Source organism: Nocardioides sp. NPDC051685 (assembly GCF_044453405.1).
In the GTDB taxonomy this organism is placed as follows: domain Bacteria; phylum Actinomycetota; class Actinomycetes; order Propionibacteriales; family Nocardioidaceae; genus Nocardioides.
Window position 1 is genome coordinate 1 of the sequence record NZ_JBITCR010000021.1, and the last position, 26,422, is coordinate 26,422.

General features: G+C 70.5%; 23 protein-coding genes and 1 riboswitch. Of the genes, 17 read left to right on the forward strand and 6 right to left on the reverse strand.

The window, feature by feature from the left end:
* Positions 1-233 (forward strand): HNH endonuclease signature motif containing protein (locus ACIA03_RS29555; protein WP_396989080.1); only part of this gene is annotated, 233 nt, incomplete at its 5' end.
* Between the two features lie 801 nt (positions 234-1,034).
* On the forward strand, positions 1,035-1,853 hold the full coding sequence (locus tag ACIA03_RS29560; protein WP_396989081.1) for a phosphotransferase: 819 nt from the start codon (positions 1,035-1,037) through the stop codon (positions 1,851-1,853).
* A 12-nt stretch (positions 1,854-1,865) separates the two neighbouring features.
* On the opposite strand, the gene ppk2 is transcribed toward ACIA03_RS29560, so the two are convergent.
* Entirely contained in the window at positions 1,866-2,756 is an 891-nt protein-coding gene (ppk2, locus tag ACIA03_RS29565; protein ID WP_396989082.1) for a polyphosphate kinase 2, read from the reverse strand.
* Positions 2,757-2,837: 81 nt separating this feature from the next.
* On the opposite strand from ppk2, the gene ACIA03_RS29570 reads away from it, so the two are divergent.
* From ACIA03_RS29570 to ACIA03_RS29585, 4 genes are all read left to right on the forward strand, one after another.
* Entirely contained in the window at positions 2,838-4,031 is a 1,194-nt protein-coding gene (locus ACIA03_RS29570; RefSeq protein ID WP_396989083.1) for a cysteine desulfurase family protein, read from the forward strand.
* A gap of 79 nt (positions 4,032-4,110) precedes the next feature.
* Complete coding sequence (mnmA, locus tag ACIA03_RS29575) at positions 4,111-5,211, forward strand: tRNA 2-thiouridine(34) synthase MnmA (RefSeq protein ID WP_396989084.1); 1,101 nt, start codon at positions 4,111-4,113, stop codon at positions 5,209-5,211.
* Between the two features lie 136 nt (positions 5,212-5,347).
* Complete coding sequence (locus ACIA03_RS29580) at positions 5,348-6,349, forward strand: methionine synthase (protein ID WP_396989085.1); 1,002 nt, start codon at positions 5,348-5,350, stop codon at positions 6,347-6,349.
* A 9-nt stretch (positions 6,350-6,358) separates the two neighbouring features.
* On the forward strand, positions 6,359-7,471 hold the full coding sequence (locus ACIA03_RS29585; protein ID WP_396989086.1) for a hypothetical protein: 1,113 nt from the start codon (positions 6,359-6,361) through the stop codon (positions 7,469-7,471).
* A 6-nt stretch (positions 7,472-7,477) separates the two neighbouring features.
* Here ACIA03_RS29585 and ACIA03_RS29590 read toward each other — a convergent pair whose 3' ends face one another.
* Positions 7,478-9,016 carry a hypothetical protein gene (locus ACIA03_RS29590; RefSeq protein ID WP_396989087.1) on the reverse strand — a complete coding sequence of 513 codons (1,539 nt, stop codon included), beginning with the start codon at positions 9,014-9,016 and terminating at the stop codon, positions 7,478-7,480.
* A 221-nt stretch (positions 9,017-9,237) separates the two neighbouring features.
* Here ACIA03_RS29590 and ligA point away from each other — a divergent pair, with 221 nt between their 5' ends.
* The 6 genes from ligA (at position 9,238) to ACIA03_RS29620 (ending at position 18,041) form a co-directional block, all read left to right on the forward strand.
* Positions 9,238-11,370: an NAD-dependent DNA ligase LigA gene (ligA, locus tag ACIA03_RS29595; RefSeq protein WP_396989088.1), complete on the forward strand. Its 2,133-nt coding sequence runs from the start codon at positions 9,238-9,240 to the stop codon at positions 11,368-11,370.
* 152 nt (positions 11,371-11,522) lie between these two features.
* On the forward strand, positions 11,523-13,805 hold the full coding sequence (locus tag ACIA03_RS29600; protein WP_396989089.1) for a glycosyltransferase family 2 protein: 2,283 nt from the start codon (positions 11,523-11,525) through the stop codon (positions 13,803-13,805).
* A gap of 67 nt (positions 13,806-13,872) precedes the next feature.
* Positions 13,873-14,172, forward strand: coding sequence for an Asp-tRNA(Asn)/Glu-tRNA(Gln) amidotransferase subunit GatC (gene gatC, locus ACIA03_RS29605; protein ID WP_091049380.1), 300 nt, complete (start codon positions 13,873-13,875; stop codon positions 14,170-14,172).
* Positions 14,169-15,662 carry an Asp-tRNA(Asn)/Glu-tRNA(Gln) amidotransferase subunit GatA gene (gene gatA, locus ACIA03_RS29610; protein WP_396989090.1) on the forward strand — a complete coding sequence of 498 codons (1,494 nt, stop codon included), beginning with the start codon at positions 14,169-14,171 and terminating at the stop codon, positions 15,660-15,662. Before gatC ends, gatA begins: the two co-directional genes overlap by 4 nt.
* Positions 15,659-17,152, forward strand: coding sequence for an Asp-tRNA(Asn)/Glu-tRNA(Gln) amidotransferase subunit GatB (gatB, locus tag ACIA03_RS29615; RefSeq protein WP_396989091.1), 1,494 nt, complete (start codon positions 15,659-15,661; stop codon positions 17,150-17,152). The genes gatA and gatB overlap by 4 nt, the downstream gene beginning before the upstream one ends.
* A 130-nt stretch (positions 17,153-17,282) precedes the next feature.
* Entirely contained in the window at positions 17,283-18,041 is a 759-nt protein-coding gene (locus ACIA03_RS29620) for an NYN domain-containing protein (RefSeq protein ID WP_396989092.1), read from the forward strand.
* Positions 18,042-18,051: 10 nt separating this feature from the next.
* Here ACIA03_RS29620 and ACIA03_RS29625 read toward each other — a convergent pair whose 3' ends face one another.
* Positions 18,052-18,699, reverse strand: a complete 648-nt coding sequence (locus ACIA03_RS29625; protein ID WP_396989093.1) for a glycoside hydrolase family 19 protein — start codon at positions 18,697-18,699, stop codon at positions 18,052-18,054.
* 40 nt (positions 18,700-18,739) lie between these two features.
* Positions 18,740-18,889: riboswitch (cobalamin riboswitch) on the forward strand.
* A gap of 65 nt (positions 18,890-18,954) precedes the next feature.
* On the opposite strand from ACIA03_RS29625, the gene ACIA03_RS29630 reads away from it, so the two are divergent.
* The 5 genes from ACIA03_RS29630 to ACIA03_RS29650 are packed head-to-tail and all read left to right on the forward strand — an operon-like array spanning position 18,955 to position 24,128.
* Positions 18,955-20,028, forward strand: coding sequence for a prenyltransferase/squalene oxidase repeat-containing protein (locus ACIA03_RS29630; RefSeq protein ID WP_396989094.1), 1,074 nt, complete (start codon positions 18,955-18,957; stop codon positions 20,026-20,028).
* The gene (locus ACIA03_RS29635) at positions 20,022-20,639 is read left to right on the forward strand and encodes a hypothetical protein (protein WP_396989095.1); all 618 of its coding nucleotides are present in this window, start codon (positions 20,022-20,024) and stop codon (positions 20,637-20,639) included. Before ACIA03_RS29630 ends, ACIA03_RS29635 begins: the two co-directional genes overlap by 7 nt.
* Positions 20,636-21,751: a CbiQ family ECF transporter T component gene (locus ACIA03_RS29640; protein ID WP_396989096.1), complete on the forward strand. Its 1,116-nt coding sequence runs from the start codon at positions 20,636-20,638 to the stop codon at positions 21,749-21,751. The genes ACIA03_RS29635 and ACIA03_RS29640 overlap by 4 nt, the downstream gene beginning before the upstream one ends.
* Positions 21,748-23,337: an ABC transporter ATP-binding protein gene (locus ACIA03_RS29645; protein ID WP_396989097.1), complete on the forward strand. Its 1,590-nt coding sequence runs from the start codon at positions 21,748-21,750 to the stop codon at positions 23,335-23,337. Before ACIA03_RS29640 ends, ACIA03_RS29645 begins: the two co-directional genes overlap by 4 nt.
* A complete protein-coding gene (locus ACIA03_RS29650; protein ID WP_396989098.1) occupies positions 23,334-24,128 on the forward strand; it encodes an ECF transporter S component in 795 nt (264 codons plus the stop codon). The genes ACIA03_RS29645 and ACIA03_RS29650 overlap by 4 nt, the downstream gene beginning before the upstream one ends.
* Here ACIA03_RS29650 and ACIA03_RS29655 read toward each other — a convergent pair.
* The 3 genes from ACIA03_RS29655 to ACIA03_RS29665 form a co-directional block, all read right to left on the reverse strand.
* Positions 24,125-25,048, reverse strand: coding sequence for an alpha/beta fold hydrolase (locus ACIA03_RS29655; protein WP_396989099.1), 924 nt, complete (start codon positions 25,046-25,048; stop codon positions 24,125-24,127). The two genes, ACIA03_RS29650 and ACIA03_RS29655, sit on opposite strands and share 4 nt — an antisense overlap.
* A 76-nt stretch (positions 25,049-25,124) precedes the next feature.
* Positions 25,125-25,382 carry a hypothetical protein gene (locus tag ACIA03_RS29660; RefSeq protein ID WP_396989100.1) on the reverse strand — a complete coding sequence of 86 codons (258 nt, stop codon included), beginning with the start codon at positions 25,380-25,382 and terminating at the stop codon, positions 25,125-25,127.
* 123 nt (positions 25,383-25,505) lie between these two features.
* Positions 25,506-26,405 (reverse strand): EamA family transporter, encoded by a 900-nt coding sequence (locus ACIA03_RS29665; RefSeq protein WP_396989101.1) that lies wholly within the window; start codon positions 26,403-26,405, stop codon positions 25,506-25,508.
* Between the last annotated feature and the right edge of the window lie 17 nt (positions 26,406-26,422).

The following is a 26,422-nucleotide window of genomic DNA, read 5'->3' on the forward strand; positions in this document are numbered from 1 at the left end:
TTCGCAGCACACGCCAACCATCACGGACCCGACTCGGCGATTTTCAAATCGCGACAGCCACGTGGACCGAGGCCCATCACCTGAAACCCTGGTCCGACGGCGGCCTCACCAACCTGGCGAACATGGTCTTGTTGTGTGCGAGTGACCATCGCCGCATCCACGACCCGAACTACGCCTATGAGCGGCTCCCGGACGGGCGGATCCGGTTCACCAGGGCTGCCCGCACGGGCTGATCCACAACGATTCCTCTGATGCTGCTGACGTTGCGGATGTCGCTGGTGTCGCTGACGCGGCCGAGATGTTGGCCCACCCCGGACCGATCCGACATCCTCGTATCGCACCAGAGCCCCGGTGCGCTGATTTCTGGCGGCCCGCCCGCTCGCGCGACTCCTTCTCGGACCACTGCTCCAGCCAGCTCGACCAGGCGACGCCTAGGGGCGACCATGCGATGCCGAGTGTGGTGCGGTCATTGCGCCGTACCCCACGTCGTTCCGCGACACGTCGTCGCCACCGCCGGCCTTGTCAGCGAACTGCCAGCCAGCCAACGACCCCTCGCCGAAAGGTCAGGCACGCCGGCCGAAAGGTCAGGTGCGTCGGGCGAGGTGTCAGGTACGTCGGACGAGGCGTCACGTTTGTCGGGCGAGTTGGCAGTCAGGTGCCCACTCGGCCGACGCGGGTGACGTCTCGGCAGGTCAGGCGAGCTCCGCGCAGACGGGCGCTGTGATGCCAGGGAGTTCGCGGGTCGAGGGGCTCGGCGGCGGGGTGGTCGGAGCCCGTTGAGGATGCGATGATGGTTGGGCGCCATCAGGGGTCCAGGCGGGGCCGGAAGCGGGGCCTTGTGAAGGATTCACAAGGCGTCATCGTCTTGTAGAAGTCCCCCCGAACGCTCCGGCCGCGAGGACTCCGCAGGCCATGGATCTCACGCACGTACCCAACCCAAGGAATCCGCGGCGACCAGCCCCAAGAAGCAACGTCAAGCACGCGACACTCACGTTTGGCGCCCACCCGCCCACCCGCCTGCTTGACTGCGACCCATGACCGCGGCCGACGACGTGACCACGCCGATCAGCATGCTCTGGGAGTCGACGGATGAACGCACGGCACTGACCGAGCGGTTCGGGTTCGCGTCCACCGGCGACGCGATCGACTGGCTCGGGGGCGTACTGATCAAGCACTGGGGACTGCGGGTGGAGGGCTGCGAGCGGCTGGTGATCAGCGACGCCAACTGCTTGGCCTGGATCGTCGTCGACGGGTGCCGGATGGTCGCGAAGTGGTCGATGCGGCCACGTGTCTTCGGGCGCCTGGCGGCGATCGCAGGGCTGACGGTGTGGCTGGGGGAGCGAGGGATACCTGTCTCGGTGCCGCGGGCGGCTCGGGACGGCAGGGTCCAGGTGGAGGTCGACGGGGTCTCGCTCGGGCTCCAGCAGGTGATCGACGGCGAGCTGTTGGACATCACCGACGCCGACCAGGTGCGGGCGGCGGGCGAGGTGCTCGCGCGGATGCATGCTGCGATGGCCGACTACCCGGGGACGATCCCTACCGACGAGCCAGCGGCGCCGGGCGCCCAGCTGGTCGGCAACGACTTCAGGGCGGCCAACATCCTCTGGGCGGAGGGGAGGATCGCGGCGGTCCTGGATCTCGAGGAGGCCACGTACCGTCGCCGGGTGGACGACCTCGCCCAGGCGGCCGTCCTGCTCGGGACGCGCTATCACGACTGGCGCCCGACGTCGGCCGAGGTGCGCGGGGCGTTCGTCGCGGCGTACGCCTCGGTTCTTCCGCTGGACGAGGATGAGGCCGGGGCGCTCGACGACAGCATCGAGGCGCACCTGACCCGTATCCCGTGGCCGGGGTGACGCTGCCCGGAGTCAGTCGCCGACGGCGTCGATGCCGCGCTGGACGACGAGCGGGTCGGGGGTGCCGACGACGTCGGTGTCCTTCTCGTCGTAGTCGTGGTCGGCGAGGAAGTAGCGCATCGCGTTGAGGCGGGCGCGCTTCTTGTCGTTCGAGCGGATGGTCGTCCATGGCGCCCAGTCGGTGTCGGTGCGGCGGAACATCTCCTCCTTGGCGGCGGTGTAGGAGTCCCACTTGTCCAGCGACTGCACGTCGATGGGGGAGAGCTTCCACTGCCGCACCGGGTCGATCTGGCGGATGATGAAGCGGGTCCGCTGCTCCGAGCGACCCACCGAGAACCAGAACTTCGTGAGCGTGATCCCGGAGTCGACGAGCATCTGCTCGAAGAGCGGCACCTGGTGCATGAACTGCTCGTACTGGTCGTCGGAGGCAAAACCCATGACCCGCTCGACGCCGGCGCGGTTGTACCAGGAGCGGTCGAAGAGGACCATCTCCCCGGCTGTCGGCAGGTGCTGGACGTACCGCTGGAAGAACCACTGCTGCGACTCGCGGTCCGAGGGCTTCGACAGCGCCACGGTGCGGGCGTAGCGGGGGTTGAGGTGCTCCATGAACCGCTTGATCGTGCCGCCCTTGCCGGCCGCGTCGCGGCCCTCGAAGATCAGCACGTGCTTCCCGCCGACGCGGTCGTTCCAGCGCTGGAACTTCAGCAGCTCGACCTGCAGGAGGTATTTCTGCTCGTCGTAGACCTCACGGGCGATCCGCTCCGTGTAGGGATAGTTCTCGCGCCAGGTGTCGACGGCCCTGCCCGCCGGATCCAGAAGCACCGGGTCATCGTCATGGTCCTCGCCGATCGTGTGACCCTCGGTGATCAGGTTGTCGATGTATTCGCGGAATCCCTGGGACATGCGCAAGACCATAGGGAGGCGAGGTGAACGTGCGGCGACGTTTCAGCAAGCATGCCCATCGGGCCGTAACCTTGGTAGACGATGAACCCCCGGACCGTCTATCTGGATCACGCCGCCACCACGCCCATGGCTCCGGCGGCGATCGAGGCCATGACCGCGGAGCTGGCGCAGGTCGGCAACGCGAGCTCGCTGCACGCATCAGGGCGCCGCGCCCGCCGAGTGCTGGAGGAGTCCCGAGAACGGATCGCCGCGGTGCTCGGGTCCCGGCCCGGTGAGGTCGTCTTCACCTCCGGTGGCACCGAGGCCGACAACCTCGCTCTCAAGGGTGCCTTCTGGACCAGGCACGGCCAGGACCCGGCGCGCACCCGGATCCTGTCGACCACCGTCGAGCACCACGCGGTGCTGGACCCGCTGCACTGGCTGGAGACCACCGAGGGCGCCCAGGTCGAGCTGATCCCGTGCGACGCGACCGGCCGCGTCGACCTCGCTGCCATGAAGGACGCCATCGAGCGTGACCCGGCCTCGGTCGCGGTCGTCTCGGTGATGTGGGCCAACAACGAGGTCGGCACGCTGCAGCCCGTCGCCGAGATCGCCGCGATCGCCTCCGAACACGGGATCCCGGTCCACACCGACGCCGTCCAGGCGGTCGGCGCGGTGCCGGTCGACTTCGCGACCAGCGGTGTCGACGCGCTCTCCCTGACCGGCCACAAGCTCGGCGGCCCGGTGGGCGCCGGAGCGCTCGTCGTGCGCCGCGAGCTCGAGCTGACCGCGCTCGTCCACGGCGGCGGCCAGGAGAGGGACGTACGCAGCGGCACCCATGCGACCGCCGCCATCGCCGGTTTCGCGGCGGCCGTCGAGCTCGCGATCAAGGAGCAGGAGGCGTACGCGACCAGGGTCGGCGCGCTGCGCGACCGGCTGGTCGAGCAGGTGCTGGCGGTCGTGTCGGACTCCCACCTCAACGGTCCGCCGCTGGAGCCGCTGGGTCGTCACCGGCTGCCCAACAACGCCCAGATCGCGTTCCCCGGCTGCGAGGGAGACTCGCTGCTGATGCTGCTCGACGCCGCCGGGGTCGAGTGCTCGACCGGTGCGGCGTGCTCGGCCGGCGTACCTCAGGCCTCTCACGTGCTGCTCGCCATGGGACAGTCCGACGAGCAGGCGCGCTCCTCGCTCCGCTTCTCGCTCGGCCACACCACGTCGGCCGAGGACGTGGACCGGCTCGTCGCGGCGATCGGTCCGGCCGTCGAGCGCGGCCGGGCTGCGGGGTTGCAGCGATGAGCGAGCGTCAGCGAGCGAACATCGGATCCTTCATCGGGCCGCGTCCGTATCATGGCGCTTGCGCTACGGAGGTGGCCCGATGAGAGTGGTAGCCGCGATGTCCGGCGGAGTGGACTCCGCCGTCGCCGCCGCCCGCGCGAAGGAGGCCGGCCACGACGTCACCGGCGTCCATCTGGCGCTCTCGCGCAACCCGGCGTCCTACCGCTCCGGCGCCCGCGGGTGCTGCACGATCGAGGACTCCAACGACGCCCGTCGCGCCGCCGACGTGATCGGCATCCCGTTCTACGTCTGGGACCTCTCCGACCGCTTCCATGAGGACGTGGTCGAGGACTTCATGTCGGAGTACGCCGAGGGCCGCACGCCCAACCCGTGCCTGCGCTGCAACGAGAAGATCAAGTTCGCCGCCGTCCTGGACCGGGCGCTCGCGCTCGGCTTCGACGCCGTCGCGACCGGTCACTACGCGACGCTTCGTGAGGACGCCGACGGGTTGGTCGAGCTGCACCGCGCGGTCGATGGCGGCAAGGACCAGTCCTACGTTCTCGGGGTGCTCGACCAGGCCCAGCTGCGCCACTCGCTGTTCCCACTCGGCGACACCCCCAAGCCGCTGGTGCGCGAGGAGGCGGCGCGCCGAGGCCTGCTCGTCGCGGACAAGCCCGACTCCCACGACATCTGCTTCGTCGCCGACGGCGACAACGCCGGCTGGCTGCGCGAGAAGCTGGGCGACCGGGCGCCCAACGAGTCCGGGCCGATCGTCGACGAGACCGGTGAGGTCGTGGGCGAGCACCAGGGGACGTACGCCTACACGATCGGGCAGCGCAAGGGCCTCCGCCTCGGGAAGCCGGCGCCCGACGGGAAGCCCCGCTTCGTGCTCGACATCGAGCCGGTCTCCGCGACCGTCACGGTGGGGCCGCGCGAGCATCTTGCCGTCGACGGCCTCTCCGGGATCCGGCCGCGTTGGGCCGGGCGGGTGCCGGAGGGCGTCCTGGAGGGCACCGTCCAGCTGCGCGCGCACGGCGACGAGCACCGGGCCCGGGTGACCGTGACTCCCGAGGGCGTCGAGATCGACCTGCTCGACCCGGCCTACGGCATCGCGCCGGGGCAGGCCGCGGTGATCTACGACGGCAGCCGGGTCGTGGGCTCGGCGACCATCTCGGCTACGCGGCGGGTGGCTGTCGCGTGAGGGCGCCCCTGACATCTCGTAGCGTTTCGCGGCGTGTCGTGCGGCAGGACGTCAGGGGCGCCGCGCCCGGGCTCCGCGCCCCTGACATCCCGGACCACAAGACCGCGTGTCGCGCGCCAGGATGTCAGGGACGCGGATGAGGGGCGCCACCGGAGTCGGGTCGCTGCCGGGAGAGAACTTCGCAGAGGCCTGCCGGATCGTGCTCGGCGAGCTCACCGACCTGCCGCACCTGCCCGAGCTGCCTGCGCGCGGCGCGATCGCCGACATGACCGGTCGGGGGCTGGCCGTCCTCGACGGGCTCGACGCCGACCTCCAGCCCGCGGGCTGGCGGCTGACCGGCACCTCGGGGTCCGCCGGGGTCGACCACCGGCGCGCCCGCAGCCTGCTCGCCCAGGATCTCGACACTCTCGAGGAGCTGGTCCAGGACTCTCCGCTGACCGCCGGGGGCGGTGCGTTCAAGATCCAGGTCGCCGGACCCTGGACCCTCGCCGCAACTGTCGAGCGGCCGCGCGGCGACAAGCTGCTCGCCGACCACGGCGCCCGGCGGGATCTGGCGCAGGCGCTGGCCGAAGGCGTACGCACCCACATCCGCGACGTACGCCGCCGCCTCCCCGGCGCCGACACCCTTGTCGTCCAGGTCGACGAGCCCGCGCTGAGCGCCGTGCTCAACGCCCAGGTGCCGACCGCCTCGGGGTTCGGCAAGCACCGCAGCGTCGACCTGCCCGAGGCCTCCCAGTCGCTGGAGTGGGTGCTCGGCGCGATCACCGACGAGGGCGCGACCCCGTGGGTGCACTCGTGCGCGCCCGGGACCCCGCTCGGCCTGCTCCGCAGGGCCGGGGCGAAGGGGGTCAGCGTCGATCTGACCCAGCTCGCCGCGGCCGACCACGACGAGCTGGCCACCGCGCTGGAGGCGGGTGACACGGTCGCGCTCGGTGTGGTCCCCTCCCTCGCGCCGGTCGGCACCGCGCCGACCGACAAGACGGTCACCGAGACCGTGGAACGCTGGCTCGACATGCTCGGGCTCGATGCTGCGTACGACATCGTCCTGACGCCCGCGTGCGGTCTCGCCGGTGCCGACTGGCGATGGGCCCGCACCGTGCTGCGAATCCTCACCGAAAGCGCCCGTCACCTGGCGTAGATTCCCCTCATGCGACGACGGGGGATGGCACTGCCGGCTGCGACTCTGCTGCTGGCCGGGGCTCTGGCCGGCTGCGGTAGCAGCGCGACCGAGGCGGACGACAGGACCAGCGACGAGCCCACGGTCGCACCCTCGGTGAGCATCGACCCGGCCGATCTGAAGCCCGGCAACCGGCCCGCGACCCCCGAGGCGCTCGCGGCGATCACGCTCCAGCACGTACGCGTCGTGCCGGAGGAGTTCGACGGCGGCGACCTCTACTTCGAGCGAGACGAGGTCGGCACCGTGCTCTTGTGGGGAGCCGACCACTCGCTGGAGGTGAAGGCCGGCGCGGTCGACGACGACCTGCTCTCGACCTGGTGCCACGACGGCATGTCCGGGTGCGTCGAGGTGAAGGGCGAGACCGACACCGCCACGGTCGGCTGGGACCTCGCCACCGACGACGGCACCCCCGGCCAGCTGATGGTCTCCCACCGGTCCGGGGGAGAGGAGCGCCGGGCCGCCTACGTCGGCGAGAAGATCACCGAGGATCCCCGCAAGCTCGACCTCGAGGTGAGCGTGGACGACCTCGTCGCCCTGGTCACCGACCCACGCCTCGGCACCAAGACGACCCTGAAGATGACGAAGGCGCAGGTCAGCGGCTTCCCCTCGGAAGGCGCCAACGGTGCCGGCGAGGTCGCGCTGACCGCCGGGGCGATCGCGGCAGGGCTGCTCGAGACCAAGGAGTACGCCGACATCGACTCCTTCGAGAAGGCCGATGTCTCGGGCTACGGCAAGGGCGCCTTCGGCGTCGTCGGGACCCGCCCCGACGGCAGCACCGTCACCGCCGTCCACGCTCCCGATCTGCCCGCCGAGAAGCGGAAGTGCCCCAAGACGCTCACCTGCTCGAAGGGTGACACCGACGGCTACGACGGCTGGACCGAAGGGTCGGCCGAGACCGTGCGCTGCTACGAGGCGGAGGGGGATCGTCGCGCGTTCTGTGCGGTCGTACGCCAGCAGGCGCCCGCCCCGTTCCCCGGGGACGACCTCGACCCGGTCCTCTCCGGCTTCGAGTCGGCCCTGGAGACGCTGTGGCCGACGGTTCCTGCCGCGACCGCCCGCCGGGGTGAGTCGCTGGTCGACTGACCGACGTCAGCGCCCGGCGACCCGCTGGCCCTCGTAGGCCTGGCCACGCTCGCTCGGCGGAGCGAACGACTCCGGCGGGCGCGGCTGACGGTGGGTCGGCTGCACGGGGGCCGCATGCTGCGGCTCGACGTGCTGAGGATCCAGGTGCTGGGGAGCCGGTTGACGGTGGCTCGGCTGCCGCGGAACCGGTTGCCGCGGGCCCGGCTGACGCGGTCCTGGTTGCCGCGGTCCCGGCTGCTGGTCCGCGGGGAGCCGGCGCGGGAGCGGCGTCTCGTGACGGGGCGGGCCCTGGTGCTGGCCCTGACGCTGGGGCGGGAGCTGGAGCTGCGGCTGGCGAGGGTGGGCCGGATGGGGCCCGGAGGCATGCCGCGGGTCCGACGGATAGCGCGGCGGGGCCTGGGCGTAGCTCGGCTCGTCCCACTCGGTGCCGCGCTTGCGGCGCCCGGAGAGCATGGCGACGGCACCGGCGACGAGGGCGAGGATGATCAACGTGGCGACGATGATCCAGGTGAGCGGCCCGACGCCGCCCTCGTCGGCAGCTGCCGCCTTCTTGACGGCCTGCGTCGGCGGGGCGCAGCCGCTCTGGACGCACTCGCCGTCGCTCGGGGTGCCGGTCACGAGGAACGTGATCCCGCGGTTCACCGAACCCTGGAAGGTGAGGGTGTGCTTGCCGAGGCCGATGTCCTTGGGAAGCCGGCCGGACCACTTCGCGACACCGCGACCGTTGGCCTTCACGCTGGTCGAGAGGACCAGCGGGGTCGAGTAGACGACGACCCTGATGCCGGTCTCGTGGGGCCTGAAGCCGGAGGCTTGCGCGTGGATCACGTCCTCGGCGTCCACGGAGACGTTGTCGAGGCCGGTGAGGGTGATGCCCTTGGCCGTCGGCGGCTCCTCCGGCGCGGACCACGGCTTCCTGGACGCCTTCGCCTTCGGCCTCTCCCGGGAGCCGGCACCGTCGCCGTCGCCGGAGCCGTCGCCGGTGGCTCGGCCCGAGGACGTACCGCCGCCCGAGCCGGAGCCGGAGCCCGAGCCCGAGCCGGATCCGTCCGAGGTCCCGGTGCCGGTCGAGGGCTCGTCCGGTGTCGGCGAGCTGCTGGGCTCGGCGAGCGCGGCGAAGTCGAAGGGTACGTCCGCGTGCCTCGACTCGGAGGAGTCGTAGACGTCGCGCCCCCCGCCGCGCATGGTCATGATCTGGTAGCTCGTGTCGGGGTCGAGCTCCGCGACCTGGGCGGCGTCGAGGGTGAACCGGATGGTCCAGTCGTCGGGGTTGTCGGGGTTGATCAGCACCGACTTGATGAACGTGTCCCGGGTGCCCGAGCCGTAGTAGCCGACCGGGTTGAGGGCGACCTCGATGCCAGGGTCGTTCCCGTTGTAGTCGGTGCCGTGGACGCTGAGGACCACGCCGTCCTTGGACTGCTCGACGATCGAGACCTCGACCTCGGCGTCGGAGAAGGCGCTCCCCAGTCCGAGCGCGTGGGTAGCGCCGACCGTAGCCAGCAAGAGGACGAGCGCCGCCGCCAGCGTCATCACGAGCCGAGAAACCACTGCAAGACCTCACACGGCGGTCATATGGGGGATTGGTGTCGGCCCGCCTTGCCCGACGCGGGAGGAAGTTAGCCCGCTTTACCGTCTTGTGGTGAGTCCCGTCACCCAGGTGTTGATCGGTTGCGTCGATATTGAGGGCGTTGAGTGTCGTTTGAGCCGATGAAACGCCGAAAACGCCCGGGTGGGTATGCCGTCAGAAATTGTCGGCGGGACCGGGCAAGATGGTGCCCGTGAACGATGACGTGACCGCCGACGCGGGCCCTGAGCAGAAGACCGAGCACCAGGAGCTCGCCGAGCAGATCGAGGACGCTCGCTACCGCTACTACGTGCTGGACGACCCGACGCTCTCCGATGCCGACTTCGACCAGAAGTGGCGCCGGATCAACGAGCTCGAGGAGCAGTTCCCCGAGCTGCGCACACCCGACTCACCGACCCAGAAGGTCGGCGGCACGTTCTCGACGGAGTTCACCGCGGTCGACCACCTGCAGCGGATGGAGTCGCTCGACAATGCCTTCTCGTTCGACGAGCTGGCCGCCTGGCATGCCCGGATCGCCAAGGACGGCGCCGGGCAGGCCGAGCTGCTGTGCGAGCTCAAGGTCGACGGCCTGGCGATCAACCTGCTCTACGAGAAGGGCCGTCTGGTCCGGGCACTGACCCGCGGCGACGGACGCACGGGCGAGGACGTCACCCCGAACGTACGCACCATCAAGTCGATCCCGCACCGGCTCAGCGGCACCGCGGAGTTTCCGGTGCCCGACCTGGTCGAGGTGCGCGGCGAGGTCTTCCTGTCCATCGAGGCCTTCGACAAGCTCAACGCCTCCCTGGTCGACGCCGGCAAGCCGATGTTCGCCAACCCACGCAACTCCGCCGCCGGCTCGCTGCGCCAGAAGGACCCGCGGGTGACCGCGACCCGCGAGCTCGGGATGGTCTGCCACGGCATCGGCGCCCGGGAGGGCTTCCAGCCGGTCGCCCAGTCGCATGCGTACGACGCTCTGAAGGCCTGGGGGCTGCCCACCTCGAAGCGGGTCAAGGTCCTCAAGACCCTCGAGGAGGTCGAGGAGTTCATCAGCTACTTCGGCGAGCACCGCCACGACGTCACCGAGCACGAGATCGACGGTGTCGTGATCAAGGTCGACGACATCTCGCTGCAGCGACGTCTCGGCTCGACCAGCCGCGCGCCGCGGTGGGCGATCGCCTACAAATACCCACCGGAGGAGGTCAACGCCAAGCTGCTCGCGATCGACGTCGGCGTCGGCCGCACGGGCCGGGTCACGCCCTTCGGCGTCATGGAGCCGACCAAGGTCGCCGGCTCGACCGTCGAGCGGGCGACGCTGCACAACGCCCACGAGGTGAAGCGGAAGGACGTACGCCCCGGCGACACCGTCATCCTGCGCAAGGCCGGCGACGTGATCCCCGAGATCCTCGGCCCGGTGCTGCCGCTGCGGCCCGAGGGACTGCCCGAGTGGGTGATGCCCACCGAGTGCCCCGCCTGCGGCACCACGCTCGCCGAGCAGAAGGAGGGCGACAAGGACCTGCGCTGCCCCAACCACCGCGGCTGCCCCGCGCAGGTGCGGGAGCGGGTCTTCTTCGCCTCCGGGCGGGGCGCCTTCGACATCGAGGGGATGGGCTACGAGGCGGCCGACGCGCTGCTCGCCGCCGAGGTGATCACCAACGAGGGCGACATCTTCGCGCTCGACGAGGCCAGCCTGGCCACGACGACGTTCTTCACCCGCGCGGCGAAGAAGGCCGAGAAGGAGGCCGGCGCCGGCGACCGGGTCCTCAACGCCAACGCCCTCGGTCTGCTGCGCAACCTGGAGGAGCGCAAGCAGGTCCCGCTGTGGCGGGTGCTGGTCGCGCTGTCCATCCGCCACGTCGGCCCGTCCGCGGCGCGTGCGCTGGCCACCGAGTTCGGCTCCCTCGACGCGATCTGGGCGGCCTCCCAGGAGGAGCTCGCCGCCACCGAGGGCGTCGGCGGGATCATCGCCGAGGCCATCGTCGAGTGGCGTCAGGTCGACTGGCACCAGGAGATCGTCGACAAGTGGCGCGCGGCCGGGGTCTCCCTCGCCGACGAGCGCGACGAGTCGGTGGTCCGCACGCTCGAGGGCCTGACCATCGTCGTCACCGGGTCGCTGGAGGACTTCTCCCGCGACGGCGCCAAGGAGGCGATCATCAGCCGGGGCGGCAAGGCTGCGGGCTCGGTCTCCAAGAAGACCGACTACGTCGTGGTCGGTGAGAGCGCCGGTTCGAAGGCAGCCAAGGCCGAGGAGCTAGGCGTCCCGATCCTGACCGAGGATGGTTTCAAGGCACTCCTCGAAAACGGCCCCGCCGAGACGCCAGTTTCTGACGCCGAGTAGTCAGTTATCGACGCCGAGAGGTCGATTCCTGAACCGCGGGTTCAGAAATCGACCTCTCGTTGTTAGAAATCGACGTCTCGGCGCCAGAGATCGACTTCTCGCGGTCGGGGCTGTCTGGACTTGGTGACCGATACCCCCCATAGTGTGGGGCCGTGCTCGACGTCCTTCCCCCACTCCTCACGGTCGCCGCGGTCCTGCTGGTCCCGGCGACCGTGCTGCTGTTCACGATCCGTACGCCGCGTGCCGGGTCGCTCTCCCCGGTCACCGCGATCCTCGCGGCGGTCCTCACCGCACTGGTTGCCCTCGGGGTCGGCCTGCTGCTCGGCCAGGACGCGACCCGGGCCGCGATCGGGGGCGCCGTCCTCGGTGTCTCGCTGCTGGCCTGGCTGCCCGCGGCGCGGGACTGGGACGTACGCGGTCTGGTGGCCTGGGCGCTCACCATCGACGTGGGTCTGCTCTACCTGACCTACGTGGGCCTGTGGACGGTCACGGTCCACCCCGGCGCGTGGACGACGACCCTGTCCGGCCTGCTGTGGCTGCTGGAGGTCTTCGTCTTCCTGATCGGCGTGGGCTATCTGTGGGAGATGGTCGACGTGCTCGCCCGGCGCCGCTGGCGCGGGTGGCCGACCCGCGGTGAGTACCACCCGGGCTGGCGCCGGCCGTTCGTGAGCCTGCACGTCCCGACCCACAACGAGCCGCCCGAGATGGTCATCGAGACGCTCCAGCGGATGCTCGAGCTGGACTACGACGCCTACGAGATCCTGGTCATCGACAACAACACCGACGACCCCGCCCTGTGGCGGCCGGTGCAGGACTTCTGCGAGCAGTACGACGGGCTCACCTTCATCCATCTGGCCAACTGGCCGGGGTTCAAGTCCGGAGCGCTCAACTACGCGCTGACGAGGATGAACCCGCTCACCGAGGTCGTCGGGATCGTCGACGCCGACTACCACGTCGCCCCGGACTTCCTGGCCCACAACGCCCCGCTGTTCACCGACGAGTCGGTGGCCTTCGTGCAGACGCCCCAGGACTACCGGGACTGGGACGTCTCGCCCTACTTCCGCCGTCTCTACCACTCCTACGGCTACTTCTTCGACGTCAGCCAGGTCTCGCGCAACGAGCGCAACGGCGCCATCTTCGGCGGCACCATGGGGCTGATCCGGGCGTCCGCCCTGATCCGGTCCGGCGGCTGGGACGAGTGGTGCATCACCGAGGACGCCGAGCTGTCGCTGCGGTTGCTGAAGATGGGCTACAACGGCATGCACGTCGACCGCTCCTACGGTCACGGCGTGATGCCGCTGACCTTCGAGACGCTCAAGAAGCAGCGGTTCCGGTGGTGCTTCGGCGGCATCCAGATCCTCCGCATGCACTGGCGCTCGCTGCTGCCCGGACGTCGCACCGAGGACAACCAGATGAACCTGGCGCAGCGGTGGGCCTACCTCGTCGGCGGGCTGCAGTGGTTCGGTGACCTCGCCGGAGCGCTGTTCACCTTCTTCCTGATCTCCGGCGCCCTCGACCTGATGCTGGGTGGGGGTCTGGTCGTACGCCGCGTCTCCGGGCTCCTCCTGTTCGCCACCGTCGCCCTGGTGCTCTTCGGCGCTGCCCGCTCGATCGCGCTGGTCAGGCTCCGTGGCGGAGCCTCCTGGGGTGACGCGCTCGGCGCCTTCGGGCTGTGGCTGGCGCTCGGGGTGACGGTCGCACGGGCCTCCTGGCTCGGTCTGGTCTCGCGTGAGGGCACGTTCCTGCGTACGCCGAAGATCAAGGGGCAGCCGCGGGTGCGTGACGTGGTCCGGGGCAACCTGGTCGAGACCGTCGCGGCCGTGGTCTGTCTGGTCATGGCGCTCGTGGTCGGGGTGAGCGGTGGGGCGACCGGGGTCGCCGTCGCGGCGCTCCTCGCCTTCCAGGGGATCGGGTACGCGTTGGCGCCGATCAACAGCTGGGCGGCGATCCGTAGCGACCTGCCCGCCGACCTGCGTCGCCGCCGCGAGCGGATCTGGGCCTGGAGCGCGGCCGCTCCGGCCGCCCGGCGTGGGGGACTGGTGCTGGCCTTCTCCGCGGTGATGCTCGCCGGGCTCGTCGCGCTCGCGGCGCCGGTGGGCAGCCCGGACGTACCCGAGGTCGGCGACGTCCACGGGGCGCTGGAGAAGAAGCCGAGCGCCGAGAAGCACGAGCCGTCGCCCTCCTCGCGCCCGACACCCAGCCAGACGCCGACGGCGGACCCGACGACACCGGATCGGACAACGGCACCCGATCCCACCCCGACCCGGGCCGGCGCCACGGCGAGCACCCGGCCGACGCAGGCCACCGATCCGACCCCGTCCACCGGTTCCACGCTCGGCTCCGACCCGACCCAGGCGCCGACCACCCAGCCCGGCACGGGAGGGAGGCCGACCGGCAAGCCGTCCAACGGCGGCGGGCCGAACAAGACGCAGTAGGCCTCATCTGCTCACCTCGGCGTTACCGAGGTGAGAGTTGGGCGTTCTGCCGCCTAGGATGTGCGGCATGCCAGAAATCACCCGCGACGAGGTCGCGCACCTGGCCGACCTCGCCCGCATCGACCTCAGCGACGCCGAGCTCGATCACCTTGCCCCGCAGCTGCAGGTGATCCTCGAGTCCGTCGCCTCGATCCAGGGGCTTGCCGGCGACGACGTGCCTGCCACCTCCCACCCGCTTCCGATGACCAACGTCTTCCGCGAGGACGTCGTCGTGCCCGGCCTGACGCCGGAGCAGGCGCTCTCCGGTGCGCCCGCCGTCGAGGAGCAGCGATTCTCGGTGCCGCGGATCTTGGGGGACGAGCAGTGACTCTCATCGAGAAGACCGCCGCCGAGCTGATCGACGCCCTCGCCGCCGGCGAGACCACCTCCGTGGAGCTGACCCAGGCCCACCTCGACCGCATCGCCGCGGTCGACGGTGACGTCCACGCCTTCCTGCACATCGACGCCGAGGGCGCGCTGTCCCAGGCCGCCGCCTCCGACGCGCGCCGGGCCAACGGTGACGCGCTGCATGCTCTCGACGGCGTACCGATCGCGGTCAAGGACGTGCTGACCACCACCGGCCTGCCGACGACCTGCGGTTCCAAGATCCTCGAGGGCTGGGTCCCGCCCTACGACGCGACCGTGGTCAAGAAGATCAAGAACGCCGGTCTGCCGATCCTGGGCAAGACCAACATGGACGAGTTCGCGATGGGCTCCTCCACCGAGCACTCGGCCTACGGCCCGACGAAGAACCCGTGGAAGCTCGACCGGATCCCCGGCGGCTCCGGTGGTGGCTCGGCCGCCGCCGTCGCGGCCTTCGAGGCGCCGCTGGCGCTCGGCACCGACACCGGTGGCTCGATCCGCCAGCCGGGTGCCGTCACGGGCACCGTCGGCGTGAAGCCGACCTACGGCTCGGTCTCCCGCTACGGTCTGGTCGCGCTGGCCAACTCGCTGGACCAGGTCGGCCCGGTGACCCGCACCGTGCTCGACTCGGCGCTCCTGCACGAGCTGATCGGCGGTCACGACCCGCTCGACTCGACCTCCACCACGACCCCGGTGACCGGGCTCGTCGACGCCGCCCGTGCGGGCGCGACCGGCGACCTGAAGGGCCTCAAGGTCGGTGTCATCAAGGAGCTGGCCGGCGAGGGCTGGGCGCCCGACGTGATGGCCAAGTTCAACGAGTCGGTCGACCTGCTCACCAAGATGGGCGCCGACGTCGTGGAGGTCTCCACGCCGAGCTTCCAGCACGCGATGGCGGCCTACTACCTGATCCTGCCGGCGGAGTGCTCCTCCAACCTGGCCAAGTTCGACGCCATGCGTTACGGCCTTCGGGTCACGCCCGACGGCGACCCGTCCGCCGAGGACGTCATGAAGGCGTCCCGTGACGCCGGCTTCGGCGACGAGGTCAAGCGCCGCATCATCCTCGGCACCTACGCGCTGAGCAGCGGCTACTACGACGCCTACTACGGTCAGGCGCAGAAGATCCGCACGCTGATCATCGAGGACTTCAAGAAGGCCTTCGAGCAGGTCGACGTGCTGGTCTCGCCGACCTCTCCGTCGACCGCGTTCCCGCTGGGCGCGAAGCTCGACGACCCGCTCGCCATGTACGCGCAGGACCTGGCCACCATCCCGGCCAACCTGGCCGGCACGCCCGGCATCTCCATCCCGGCCGGGGTCTCCGACGTGGACGGGCTGCCCGTCGGCGTACAGCTCCTGGCTCCGGTCCTGGAGGACGCCCGTCTCTACCGCGTCGGTGCCGCGCTCGAGGGTGCCATCGGTCCGGTGCTCTCGATCGACAAGCTGGAGGTGGCCCGATGACGGAGACTCTTGTCCCGTTCGACGAGGTGCTGGAGCGCTACGACCCGGCCTTCGGGCTCGAGGTGCACGTCGAGCTCAACACCAACACCAAGATGTTCTGCGGCTGCCCGGCGACCTTCGGCGGCGAGCCCAACTCCCAGGTCTGCCCGACCTGCCTCGGCCTGCCCGGCTCGATGCCGGTCGTGAACGCCAAGGCCGTGGAGTCGGCGATCCGGATCGGGCTCGCGCTCAACGGGTCGATCGCGGAGTGGTGCCGGTTCGCCCGGAAGAACTACTTCTACCCGGACATGCCGAAGAACTTCCAGACCTCGCAGTACGACGAGCCGATCGTCTACGACGGCTATCTCGACGTCGAGGTCGAGGGGGAGACCTTCCGGGTCGAGATCGAGCGTGCCCACATGGAGGAGGACACCGGCAAGACCACCCACATCGGTGGCGCGACCGGTCGCATCCACGGCGCCGACTACTCGCTGGTCGACTACAACCGGGCCGGGATCCCGCTGATCGAGATCGTCACCCGCCCGATCCTCGGCACCGGTGCCAAGGCGCCGCTCGTGGCCAAGGCCTATGTCGCCGCGCTGCGCGAGATCCTGCTGGGTCTGGGTGTCTCCGACGTACGCATGGACCAGGGCTCGATGCGCTGCGACGTCAACCTGTCGCTGTCCCCGAAGGGCTCCGACAAGCTGGGGACGCGCACCGAGACGAAGAACGTGAACTCGCTGCGCTCGGTCGAGCGGGCCGTACGTTTCGAGATGTCGCGTCACGCCGGGATCCTCGACGCGGGGGAGGCGATCTTCCAGGAGACCCGCCACTTCCACGAGGACACCGGCACCACCTCGGCCGGGCGCCCGAAGTCGGACGCCGACGACTACCGCTACTTCCCCGAGCCGGATCTCGTCCCGGTCGCGCCGAGCCGCGAATGGGTCGAGGAGCTGCGGGCGAGCCTGCCGGAGCGCACCGCTGACAAGCGGGCCCGCCTGCAGGTCGAGTGGGGCTACTCCGAGCTGGAGATGCGCGACGTCTGGGCAGCCGGCGCTCTGTCGCTGATCGAGGCGACGGTCGCCGAAGGAACCTCCCCGCAGGCGGCCCGCAAGTGGTGGATGGCCGAGCTCTCCCGCAGCGCCAACGACCGTGGCGTCGAGCTCGCCGAGGTCGGGGTCACCCCGGCTCAGGTCGCCGAGGTGCAGAAGCTGGTCGACGCCAAGACGCTCACCGACAAGCTGGCCCGCCAGGTCTTCGAGGGCCTGCTGGCCGGTGAGGGCAGCGTCGCCGAGATCATCGAGGCCCGCGGCCTCGCCGTGGTCTCCGACGACGGCGCCCTCGGTGCCGCCGTCGACGAGGCCATCGCCGCCCAGCCCGCGGTCGCGGAGAAGATCCGCGGCGGCAACCAGGCCGCGGCCGGTGCGCTCATCGGTGCGGTCATGAAGGCGACCGGTGGCAAGGCGGACGCCAAGCGTGTCCGCGAGCTGATCCTGGAGAAGCTCGCCTGAACCCACGCCGAGTCGGCTCGTTCTGACATCAAACTCCGCCGAGTCGGCGCGTCATGACGCGCCGACTCGGCGTTGGTTTTGGTCAGGATGAGCCGACTCGGCGGTGGGTGGCACTGGCAGACTGTCCGGCGTGACCGAGCCCTTCCGCATTGCCCTGCTCATCGACGCCGACAATGCACCCGCGACCAAGATCGACGCGATCCTGAACGACCTCGCCGAATACGGCGAGGTGACGATCCGCCGGGCCTACGGCAACTGGACCAAGCACGAGCTCAAGGGGTGGATCGGCGAGCTGCACGAAGCAGCGATCCGGCCGATGCAGCAGTTCGACCTGACCGCCCACAAGAACGCCTCCGACATGGCGCTCGCCATCGACGCGGTCGAGCTGCTGCACGCTGCCGTCCCGGACGCGTTCGCGCTGGTCTCCTCCGACTCCGACTTCACGCCGCTGGTCCACTACCTGCGGGAGAAGGGCCGGGCGGTCTACGGCTATGGCCGGGAGAAGACGCCGGCGCCGTTCAAGAGCGCCTGCACCCGGTTCACCGTCGTGGAGAAGCTCGGTGACACCGAGGAGGAGACCGAGGTCGACACCGAGCCCGGGACCCCGCGCACCCGCAAGCCGTCGTCGTCGGCGACCAACGGACAGCTGCTGAAGCGCAACGCCCGGCTGATCCAGCTGCTGCGCAACTCGATCGCCGCGGCCGCAGACGACGACGGCTGGGCCCTGGTCGGCACGGTCGTCTCCCGCATCCGCAACCAGTCCTCCGAGGATCCGCGCAACTACGGGTACGCCACCTGGACCAAGCTGATCAAGGCGATCGACCTCTTCGAGCTCAAGGACGAAGGCACCTCGGCGATCGCGGTCAGCGACAAGCGCACGAAGAAATGACGTACCTCTTCTAGGGCCTGGCCGCAGAGTCCTGGGCTGCTTTCGGGCGGGCGCACTTGATCCCCTTGGGCACCGACCCGTTGAGGTGCTTCAGTGCGGCCTTGAAGTCGCGGCAGCGCTCGGCGTCCTCCTCCTTGTCGTGGGGGTAGCCGATCGCCGCGTTGACCTTGCCCATCTCGAGGGCGTCGGCGAGCGGGTTGATGTCGCGGGCGACGGTCCAGTACCACCGCGAGATCGGCGCGCTGTAGTCCAGCGACCTGGCCAGCTCGGGGCGGCGGCGCAGGTCGATCCCGAAGTAGGCGCCGGCGTCGGTGTAATTGGCCTTCCCGGTCAGCTGGATGTAGCCGCGGCCGGTGAACTTCCGCTTGTCGCGACCCTTGGCGTCGTGGTGGAGGGAGCTCTCGTTGACGAGCGTGGCCAGATAGGCCGACTGCCGGTAGGCGGTGGTGATCCCGGCGTCGGCCATGGCCCGGTTGAGGGTCGGGAGCCCGGTCTCGACGGTCTTCCGGTCACCGACCTTGTCGCCGAACATGGCGACCAGATCGGCGTACGTGACCGATGTCCGGTCCGGCTCCGCGACCGCTGTCGTGGTCGGGCAGAGGGCGAGAAGGGTGGCCGAGATCGACGCTGCGACAAGGCCGAGAATCCTGTGGCGCATGGGGACAGAGTGACTGCTCTGCGGCGATCCCGCAAGCACGGCCGGCCCGGCATAAGATGGCCCCCTCTATCAACACACGCCGTGGTGGGGGAAGCCGGTCGAATCCCGGCGCTGACCCGCAACCGTAGGCCCAGGACACCGACGGTGCCCTGAGCGAGCCGGAGCACCTGCCGACGGACGCGTACTGACCTGACGCTGTCGTGGAAAGCAGCGGGTCGGCCCTGGGCCTTCCCGACGAACAGCGCGGAAGGAACCATGAAGAAGACCGTCCTCGGCGGCATCGTCGCCGCCCTTGCCCTCACCTCGCTCGCCGGCTGTGGCGAGAAGACCGTCGAGGAGGGGGAGAAGCCCACCTACGACGCGAAGGTGTCGACCTCCGTGGCCGACTGGCTCGTCGCCCAGGCACCGAAGGGTGTGGCCCGCAACGCGCAGTACGGCACCGACGACTTCGGGCTCAGCGCCGACATCGGGATCGCGCTGGCCGAGGTCGGTGGCTACGACGAGGAGATCGCCACGATCACCGCCGCGGTCATGAAGAACAAGAAGGCCTACACCTCGCCCGGGTTCGGCACCATCACCTCGGCCGGCGCCACCGCGAAGGCGCTCGTCCTCCAGCAGAACATCGACGCCTCCGACCCCGCCCTGCTGAAGCAGCTCGAGGGCACCGTGGCCGCGAACGGCCGCATCGCCGACAAGCTCGACCCCAAGAACAAGAAGGCGGCCGACTACTCCAACACCATCGGCCAGTCGTACGCCGTGTGGGCCCTCAACAACGCCGAGAGCACGAAGGCCGCGGCCGCGACGGAGTTCTTGGCCGGGCAGCAGTGCGAGGAGGGCTGGTTCCGGGTCACCTTCGCGGCTGACCCCACGGCCGCCGACCAGACCTGCGACGCCGACCCCAAGGCCGTGCCGGACGCGGACGCCACCGCGTTCGCCCTGATCGCGCTCTCGGGCGTGGCGTCCCCGGAGGCGGAGAAGGCCGTCAAGGCCGGCGTGGAGTGGCTGAAGGAGACTCAGGCCGAGGACGGGTCCTTCAAGGCGGCCACCGGCAACATCGCCAACTCCAACACCACCGGCCTGGCCGGATGGGCCTTCGGGCGCGCGGGTGAGACCGAGTCCGCGGAGAAGGCGGCGACCTGGGTCGCCGAGCACGTCGTGACCTGCGGCGACGACGTCGGCGCGGTGGCCTACGACGACGCCGCCCTGACCGACGGCAACACCAAGGGCCTGACCAAGGAGTCCGAGGGGATGTACCGCCTCGCGGCTGCCCAGGCGCTCCCGTCCCTCGTCTTCCTGCCCAAGGACACGACCACGAAGAGCTCGTGCTGAGCCCACGGTTCGCGCTGGTGGCCCTGGCGATGCTCGCCGGGGCCACCGCCCCCGTCGTCACCCCGGCCTCCGGGTCCGCCGCCGAGGCGTGCGGCGGCGTCACCGTCGTGGTCGAACCCAACGCCCTGGGCGGCGAGCCGGAGGTCGTCTGCGTCCAGCCCGCCGAGGGCGACACCGGCGCCGATCTGTTCGAGAAGGCCGGACATCCGCTGACCTATGTGACCTCGATGCCCAGCGTCGTGTGCCGCATCGACGGCCGGCCGGAGGCGGCCGGCTGCGCCCAGATGCCGCCTGCCGACGCCTACTGGTCGCTGTGGGTCACCGACGATTCGGGGGCCTGGAGCTATGCCTCCAGAAATGTTACCGAAATCAGCGTGACCTCCGGGCAGGGTGTTGCGTTCACGTGGATAGACGACGATGTCGTTACCGCTCCGGCGACGGAGCTTGGGGATGCTGTGGGGGCGCCCTCAAGCCCGTCGCCGGAGTTATTTCCGGAGGACTCACCCTCCAGCTCGGCCTCCGAGCCCGAGCATCTGCCCGTCTGGGTCGCTCCGGCCGGGATCCTCGCACTCTTCTCCGTCGCCGGTGTCGTCTGGTGGCGTCGGCGATGAGCGCGCTGATCCGCAGGGCCGCGGTCGCTCGCCTGCCCCGTGATCTGCACCCCGTCGCCTGGTGGGTGTGGGCGATCGGGCTGGCTGCGTACGCGTCCTTCACCACCAACCCGCTGCTGCTCCTGCTCCTGGTGGGGGTGGTGTCGGTCGTGGTCGCCGCCCGCCGCGGCGAGCAGCCGTGGGCGAAGGCGTTCCGGCTCTACGTCGGCCTCGCGCTGTTCATCGTCGCGACCCGGGTGCTCTTCCGGGTGCTCCTCGGAGCGGTGCCCGGCCACGTGCTCATCGATCTGCCCGAGGTCCCGCTTCCGGACTGGGTGCTGGGGATCAGGCTGCTCGGGCCGCTCACCCGCGAGGCGCTGCTCGCCGGTCTCTACGACGGAATGCGACTGGGCGTGATCGTGATCTGCGTCGGCGCGGCCAACGCGCTGGCGAACCCGAAGCGGCTGTTGCGGTCGCTGCCGCCGGCGCTCTACGAGATCGGCACCGCGGTCGTGGTCGCGGTGACGGTGCTGCCGCAGCTGGCCGAGTCGGTGCAGCGCGTCCGGGCCGCGCAGCGGCTTCGCGCCGGGGCGACCGGTCGCGTGAAGCGGTTGCGGCGTTTCCTGGTCCCGGTGCTCGAGGACGCGCTCGAGCGGTCGATGGCGCTGGCCGCGGGGATGGACACGCGCGGCTACGGGCGTACGGCCGGGGTCCCGGTCGCCACCCGGCGCATCACCTCGGTGCTCATGCTGGTCTCGCTCGTCGGGCTCTGCGTCGGCGTCTACGCGGTGCTGGACGGCACCACTCCCGGCTGGCTGGCGGGGGCCATGCTCGTGCTCGGCGTCGCGGCAGCGGCCGGTGGGCTGGCGCTCGCCGGCCGGCGGGTGACGCGGACCGTCTACCGGGCCGACCGGTGGCGCTGGCCGGAGGTCGTGGTGGCGCTGAGCGGCGTGCTCGTCGTGGCGGTGGGCTGGTGGATCGCCCGCTCCCAGGTGCCGGTCGCCTTTCCGGGCGTGAGCACCGTTCCGGCGGTCACCGTGACCGCCCTGGCAGGAGTGCTGGTCGGGCTGGTTCCGGCCCTTGCTGCGCCGGTGCCGGCATCATCATCCGTCCACGAGGAGGCAGTCGCATGATCGAGCTGCGAGGGATCACGTTCACGCCGCCCGACTCCTCCGAGCACGTGCTCAAGGACGTCGACCTCACCGTCGAGGAGGGCGAGCTGCTGCTCGTCTCCGGTCCGACCGGCTCCGGGAAGTCGACACTGCTCGGCGTCATCGCCGGCCTGGTGCCGCGCTTCTCCGGCGGTGTGCTGGACGGTGATCTGCTGCTGGACGGCACCTCGATCATCCGTACGCCGCCGCGCGAGCGCGCGGGGATCATCGGCTACGTCGGGCAGGACCCGGTGGCCGGGTTCGTCACCGATACGGTCGAGGAGGAGCTCGCCTACGGCATGGAGCAGCTCGGCCTCCCGCCGGCGACCATGCGGCGCCGGGTCGAGGAGACCCTCGACCTGCTCGGCATCGCCGAGCTGCGGCAGCGGTCGCTGCGTACGCTCTCGGGCGGGCAGCAGCAGCGCGTCGCGATCGGCTCGGTGCTCACCACCCACCCGCGGGTCGTCGTGCTCGACGAGCCGACCTCCGCACTCGACCCCACCGCCGCCGAGGACGTGCTCGCCACCATCACCCGGCTGGTGCACGACCTCGGCACCTCCGTCGTCCTCGCCGAGCACCGCCTCGAGCGGGTGATCCCGTTCGCCGACCGGATCGCGCTCCTCGTCGGCGACGGCTCGATCGCGGTCGGCGACCCCGCCGAGATCCTGGAGACCTCGCCCATCGTGCCGCCGCTGGTCGAGCTCGGTCGCGAGCTCGGCTGGTCGCCGCTGCCGCTGACCGTGCGGGATGCGAAGCGGCGGGCGCGGGGGTTGGAATCCCCGGTCAATCGGGTATCCCGGCACTTCTCAGGCAGTGCAACGCCAGAGAAGTGCAGGAAAAGCCTGAGAAGTTCCGGCCTCACCGTCACCCGGGGCCGTACGCCGGTCCTGCACGACGTCTCGATCGACCTGCCCGCGGGACGGGTGACGGCACTGATGGGGCGCAACGGCTCGGGCAAGTCGACGCTGCTGTGGACGCTGCAGGGGACCCAGAAGCGGCTGGCCGGGTCGGTGGACGTCGGCGGCAAGGACCCGGCGACCCTCGACCCCGAAGCGCGCCGCAGCCTTGTCGGGCTGCTGCCGCAGACCGCGGCGGATCTGCTCTACCTGGAGACGGTGGCCGAGGAGTGCGACGCGGGCGGCCCGCGGACCAGGGAGATCCTGGACAGCCTCGTCCCGGGCATCCCCGACGACCAGCACCCGCGCGACCTCTCTGAAGGCCAGCGGCTCGCGCTGGCGCTGTCGCTGATCCTGAGCGCCGACCCGCCGGTCGTGCTCCTCGACGAGCCCACCCGCGGCCTCGACTACGCCGCCAAGCACGCCCTGGCCGAGATCCTTCGCGATCTCACCGGAGCGGGCAAGACGGTCCTGGTGGCGACCCACGACGTGGAGTTCGTCGCCGAGGCGGCCGACGACGTGGTGGTGCTCGCCGACGGCGAGGTGGTCTCCGCCGGAGACGTACGCAGCGTGACCGCCGAGTCGCCCGCGTTCGCGCCGCAGGTGAGCAAGGTCTTCGGTCCGGGCTGGCTCAACGTACGCGAGATCGTCGAGGCGGTGGGCGAGGGATGATCAGGTTCTCGCCCCGCACGGCCGTGCTGCTCGCGATCATCTCGGTCGCCGGGCTGATGATGTTCGCCTGGCCGCTGCTGCTCCACGGCTACGAGCGGGTGCAGCCGCCGTTCGTCTTCCTCGCGCTGCTTCCGCTGATGCTGGTGGTGCTGCTGAGCGAACTGGCCGCGGGTGGGATCGACACCCGGATGATCGCGCTGCTCGGTGTCCTCAGCGCGATCGAGGCCGTACTGCGCGCCATCTCCGCCGGCACCGGTGGCGTAGAGCTGGTCTTCTTCATGCTCATCCTGGGCGGCCGGGTCTTCGGCCCCGCCTTCGGGTTCGTCCTCGGCTGCACGAGCCTGTTCGTGGCCGCGCTCGTCACCGCCGGGGTCGGGCCGTGGCTGCCCTATCAGATGCTCGGCGCCGCCTGGGTGGCGATGGGTGCCGGCCTCCTGCCGCGCCTTCCGCGCGCGAGCGGCCGCTGGGAGGTCGCGATGCTCGCGGCGTACGGGATCTTCGCCTCCTACGCCTACGGCCTCCTGCTCAACCTGCAGGGCTGGCCGCTGCTCACCGGGGTCACGGTGCCGGGTGCGAGCGGCAACCTCTCCTACGAGCCCGGCGCGGCGTTCGGCGAGAACCTGGCGACGTTCCTGCGCTACACCCTGGTCACCTCGACCAGCAGCTGGGACACGATGCGCGCGATCACGACGGCCATCGCCATCGCGCTCCTCGGTCCCGCTGTCCTCGCCACCCTGCGCCGGGTCGCCCGCCGGGCGACGGTCACCGGGGTGGTCGCGCCGACGGTCTAGGCGCGCTGGTGCTCGGCGACCCGGGCAAGGAAGCCGACCAGCAGATGATGCACGCGGTCGGGCTGCTCCATCTGCACGAAGTGGGTGCCGTCGAGCTCGACGAAGGTGCCGTTCCTGAGGTCGGCGGCGACCCGGGACATGTGGCGCGCGCCGGCGATGAGGTCTCGGGTGCCGGCGACCAGCACGACCGGAACCTTGATCCGGCGCGGTGAGACCGAGCGGCGCTGGGAGGTGCGCAGCGCGAGGTGGAAGTACCACTCGACCGGGGTGGTCAGGAACTCGGCGAGCGCGGCCGCGGCGAGCTCGGGGTCGGGGACCTTGCCGATCAGGCCGGCCTTCGAGAACATCTCGATCGCCCGGGGGCCGAGCTCGAGGCGGGTCGCCACGGGAGTGATGAGGGAGCCGGTACGGCGCAGCACCTTCGCGGCGGTGCGGGTCACGATCGCGGCCGCCGGGGCGGGCAGCGGCAGCGGTCCCAGCATCGACTTGAAGGTGTCCCCGGGGACCCCGGCGACACCGAAGATGCCGGAGACCCGCTCGGGGTGGTCCGCGGCCAGCTCGAACGCCGTGTTCACGCCGATCGACCAGCCCATCACCACCGGCCGGGAGAGCGCGAAGGCGTCCATCACCGACAGCGCGTCCTCGGCGAAGTGTCTCGAGGTGGTCTGCTCCAGGTCCTTCGGCCGCGCCGAGCCGGAGGTGCCGCGGTGCTGCCAGGACACCACGCGTACGCCGCACGAGGTGTGCAGCAGCGCCGGCCAGTTCCACGGGCTGGTGCCGAGGCCGTTGCAGAGCAGCACCGTCGGGCCGTCGATCACGCCCTCCGGGTCGTTGGTCCAGGCGCGGATCAGCGTGCCGTCGTCGGAGAGCACGTCACGGAACGCGACCGTCGACTCGGCCATCGCCCGGGGAACCTTCATGCCGCCGCCTCCGTAGGGCAGAGCAAAGAGTACGGATGCGGCGGCATGAATCTGGTGGTCGCTCGCTGGCGCTCGCTCATGCAGACATTCTCTCCAAGGCGAGCAGCTGGAGATAGTGCTGGACATCCTCACGCTCCGCACGCCGCAGCAGGAGCGCCTCCTCGGCGGCCTTGGCGTTGTGGCGAGCGACGAGATGGGAGGCGACCGGCCAGGCGAGCAGCAGCTGGATCGGTCGTAGGAACGGGCCGACCATTCGGCCCGCGGTGCGTGCGGCGAGGATCGCGGTCACCTGGGCGACGGCGGCGGTGGGTACGGGGACGGTGATGGTCGACAAGGGAAGCAACTCCAGAGACAGGCAGGGGAACCGAGTGGAAAGAGGGGGAGTTGTCACCGAACTGTAGTGACCTCAACGTTCGGGGTCGGTGACGTTCGGATGTCGCTTGTGTGAAACACGCTACTACGCCGGAGTCGACTCCGCAGCCACGTGATGCACCGGCTTCCCGGTGCGGGTCGCCCCGGCGGACGCGACCACGACGCACGCGATGGCCAGCCACTGCAGGACCGAGAGCCCCTCGTGCAGGACGAGGATCGCGGCCAGCGCACCGGCGGCCGGCTCCAGCGACATGAGGATCGCGTAGAGCCCCGGCTTGATCGAACGCAGGGCGACGAGGTCGAGGGAGTAGGGGACCACCGACGACATCAGGCCCACCATCAGCCCGACCAGCCACACGTGCGGAGACCCGAGCCCGTCGGCGTACGCCATCGCCGCAGGCGTCAGCGCCACCGCCGCGACGGTGGAGGCCAAGGCGAGCCCGTCGAGCCCCTCCCAGCGCGCTCCGGTCGCCTTCGACAGCACGATGTACGCCGCCCAGCACGCCCCCGCGAGCAGCGCGAACAGCACACCCACGACCGAGATCCGGCCGGGCTCGAGACCGAGCAGCACCACCCCTGCGGCCGCCAGCGCGACCCAGACCAGGTCGCGCGCCCGCCGTGAGGTGACCAGCGCGATCGTGAGCGGGCCGATGAACTCGATGGTGACCGCGATCCCGATCGGGAGCCGGGCGAAGGACTGGTAGATCGCCCAGTTCATCAAGCCGAGAGAGGCCCCGAAGGCGACCACCACCAGCCAGTCGCGCCGCGACAGGCCGCGGATCCGGGGCCGGGTGATCGCCAGCAGGATCAGCGCGGACATCGACAGTCGCAGCCACACCATGGCCGTCGGGGTGACCTCGTCGAAGAGCGACTTGGCGAAGGTCGCACCGACCTGCACCGACGCGATCCCGATCAGGACCAGGACGACCGGGTGGGCCAGCCTCGCCCGGAGAGAGTCTCCACCGTTTGAGAAGCGCTGAACCACCCGGTCAGTCTAGGGCT

What these genes read in the sequence shown, in the direction of transcription:
- ACIA03_RS29560 (WP_396989081.1), top strand. Translation starts at nt 1,035, where the DNA reads ATGACCGCGGCCGACGACGTGACCACGCCGATCAGCATGCTCTGGGAG.
- ppk2 (WP_396989082.1), bottom strand. Translation starts at nt 2,756, where the DNA reads ATGTCCCAGGGATTCCGCGAATACATCGACAACCTGATCACCGAGGGT.
- ACIA03_RS29570 (WP_396989083.1), top strand. Translation starts at nt 2,838, where the DNA reads ATGAACCCCCGGACCGTCTATCTGGATCACGCCGCCACCACGCCCATG.
- mnmA (WP_396989084.1), top strand. Translation starts at nt 4,111, where the DNA reads ATGAGAGTGGTAGCCGCGATGTCCGGCGGAGTGGACTCCGCCGTCGCC.
- ACIA03_RS29580 (WP_396989085.1), top strand. Translation starts at nt 5,348, where the DNA reads ATGAGGGGCGCCACCGGAGTCGGGTCGCTGCCGGGAGAGAACTTCGCA.
- ACIA03_RS29585 (WP_396989086.1), top strand. Translation starts at nt 6,359, where the DNA reads ATGCGACGACGGGGGATGGCACTGCCGGCTGCGACTCTGCTGCTGGCC.
- ligA (WP_396989088.1), top strand. Translation starts at nt 9,238, where the DNA reads ATGGTGCCCGTGAACGATGACGTGACCGCCGACGCGGGCCCTGAGCAG.
- gatC (WP_091049380.1), top strand. Translation starts at nt 13,873, where the DNA reads ATGCCAGAAATCACCCGCGACGAGGTCGCGCACCTGGCCGACCTCGCC.
- gatB (WP_396989091.1), top strand. Translation starts at nt 15,659, where the DNA reads ATGACGGAGACTCTTGTCCCGTTCGACGAGGTGCTGGAGCGCTACGAC.
- ACIA03_RS29625 (WP_396989093.1), bottom strand. Translation starts at nt 18,699, where the DNA reads ATGCGCCACAGGATTCTCGGCCTTGTCGCAGCGTCGATCTCGGCCACC.
- ACIA03_RS29630 (WP_396989094.1), top strand. Translation starts at nt 18,955, where the DNA reads ATGAAGAAGACCGTCCTCGGCGGCATCGTCGCCGCCCTTGCCCTCACC.
- ACIA03_RS29640 (WP_396989096.1), top strand. Translation starts at nt 20,636, where the DNA reads ATGAGCGCGCTGATCCGCAGGGCCGCGGTCGCTCGCCTGCCCCGTGAT.
- ACIA03_RS29645 (WP_396989097.1), top strand. Translation starts at nt 21,748, where the DNA reads ATGATCGAGCTGCGAGGGATCACGTTCACGCCGCCCGACTCCTCCGAG.
- ACIA03_RS29650 (WP_396989098.1), top strand. Translation starts at nt 23,334, where the DNA reads ATGATCAGGTTCTCGCCCCGCACGGCCGTGCTGCTCGCGATCATCTCG.
- ACIA03_RS29655 (WP_396989099.1), bottom strand. Translation starts at nt 25,048, where the DNA reads ATGAAGGTTCCCCGGGCGATGGCCGAGTCGACGGTCGCGTTCCGTGAC.